Origin of the sequence: Streptomyces sp. NPDC058231 (genome assembly GCF_042882275.1) — a bacterium.
GTDB lineage: Bacteria > Actinomycetota > Actinomycetes > Streptomycetales > Streptomycetaceae > Streptomyces.
The window spans coordinates 1-1,969 of sequence record NZ_JBHVWN010000163.1; the positions used below are offsets into that span (position 1 = coordinate 1).

The following is a 1,969-nucleotide window of genomic DNA, read 5'->3' on the forward strand; positions in this document are numbered from 1 at the left end:
GAGCTGGCCCACGTCCTGGTGCGCGCGGCGGCCGGTGAGGGCGTCGGCCTGTACGAAGACTGACCGTCCGCCGGCTGGGGGCGTCAGTTCTTGAGCCTGAGGCAGCGCGGCCACGGTGCCCACCACCTGGCCGCTTGACCCGGATCCGTTCGAGCACTGGGATCTTCTGTGGGCTGTCGCCCCACTGGCTGGGTGTGATCAGCAGGGCCGGCGGTCGGAGTCCGTCCTCGCCCGCAAGGTGGATTTTGCAGGTCAGACCGTCTCGGGAGCATCCGAGTCCTTCGTCAGGGCGGTGCTGCCGAAGCGTTGATCTCTTTTCTGGACACACGGTCGTCCGGAGGCACACCGCCGCATGCTCTGGGCCCGGCAGGAGGTTGAGTCGACGCTCTCGGCATCAGTCCCAGACCGCGATGCGCTACGCCGAACGAGCCGGCACGGACCACCTTGCCTACGCGGCCCTGCGAAGGCCCGCAGATATCGACGACGGCTGACGTCCCTCTTCATCCACATGATCAAGATCTACTGATCAAGTCCGTCGAGCAGCCCCTCCACCAGGTCCCGATGCACCTGTCGCTCGACACTTCGTGACGGGCTGGACAACACGATGTCCTTCGCCTCACCCAGCGCGGTCGGACCTGCACCGAGCAGCTCCCGCGTGACGATGATCGAATCCATCACACCCACCGCCCGAGCACTCAGCAGCTCCTGCACGGCGTCCATGTCTACGGTACTCAGCAACGGCCCGCACTCGGCGATGAGCGCAGTGACCCTTGCGACCCGGTCCGGATCGATCCCCTGATGCGACATCTGCCCTCTCCCTCCGTCCATCTGACGGAGCCAAAGTACCTCGCCGAGGACTCGCCTCAAGATCGAGGAGCGGGACTCGACCGGGTCGCGTCCCAGGAGCCCGGGCACATCCAAGCTGCTCCACCCCCCGCGAACTCACCCCGCATGAACAGCCGTCATTGCCAACAGGACGGCGGTGGTGGCGGGTGGACTGGGTGCCAGGAGACGGGTCAGCTCGTCCCCGACCTCACGGGTGAGGGGGCCGGTGTGATCCAGGCCGAGGTGGCGAGCGAGAGCGGTGGCGTGTACCCGCATGGCGGCCTCCAGCAGCAGCGCGTAGCTGTCGGCGGCACTGCGGGTGCGTACCCAGCCGGTGAGGGCGAGGGCTGTGGTGATCAGGGCGGCGGGCCACCACCACACGACAAGAGACAGGTAGAGCAGGGCCCAGGCAAAGAGGGTGGTGGCCCGGGTAAGGGCCTGGCGGGCGGTGGTGATCTCGGCGCGGGCGGCGTCCGGCAGGATCAGCCACAGGTGCGGCCATACGGTGGCCAGGTCGAGGTGCTGGTCGCGGTCCAAGCGTACGGCGGCGGCATGGATGCGGTCTCCGCTCCAGGTCGGCCGGGCTGGACGTTCGACGGCGATGCGCACCAAGACATGGTGCGCGGCCAGGCGGGGGGTGGGGTCGGCCCGCCGGCCGCGAGCTCGAGTACGGGCAGCGTCCTCGCGGTGTCGGTGCCAGTGGCGGGCGGCGATATCCCAGCGGCCTTGCCGGGCGGTGACACGCCGGCCGACGCGGCTGCGGAGCAAGGACGGCCACGTGGTCCAGTCGGCGGCCAGGCAGAGGCGTTCGGCCAACGTACCAAGGGCTTGGGCAGCCAGGCCGACGGTGGCCGAGCCGGCCAGCATCGCGAGCAGCAGCACCACCTGGCCCCCCAGGGTGCGGGTGGCAGGCGCAGTGGCCCAGGCGGTGACCTGGTCGGTCAGCCGGGAAACGTCCAGGGGGTTGGCATGCCCGAGGGCATGGGCGGCAGCGGCGACGGCCAGGTAGAGAGCGCCGGGCAGCACCAGCAAGGACAGCCACCGCTCGGCGAGTTTCTTGCCCAGTTCGGAGAGCAGCCCGCCCATCCGTCTACAACCTCTCCCGGCGCAGGGTCTCGCCGCTGATCCGGCACTGGGGTATCGG

The 1,969-nt window shown here is 69.4% G+C and carries 2 protein-coding genes; both read right to left on the minus strand.

Features of this window, described 5'->3' with window-relative positions; translation table 11 throughout:
* Positions 1 to 519 precede the first annotated feature (519 nt).
* The gene (locus ACFVXE_RS38980) at positions 520 to 807 is read right to left on the minus strand and encodes a hypothetical protein (RefSeq protein ID WP_389678528.1); all 288 of its coding nucleotides are present in this window, start codon (positions 805 to 807) and stop codon (positions 520 to 522) included.
* A 135-nt stretch (positions 808 to 942) separates the two neighbouring features.
* Entirely contained in the window at positions 943 to 1,911 is a 969-nt protein-coding gene (locus tag ACFVXE_RS38985; RefSeq protein ID WP_389678530.1) for a hypothetical protein, read from the minus strand.
* Positions 1,912 to 1,969 lie beyond the last annotated feature (58 nt).

Coding starts and splice junctions, on each gene's coding strand:
- ACFVXE_RS38980 (WP_389678528.1), bottom strand. CDS start 807: ATGTCGCATCAGGGGATCGATCCGGACCGGGTCGCAAGGGTCACTGCG.
- ACFVXE_RS38985 (WP_389678530.1), bottom strand. CDS start 1,911: ATGGGCGGGCTGCTCTCCGAACTGGGCAAGAAACTCGCCGAGCGGTGG.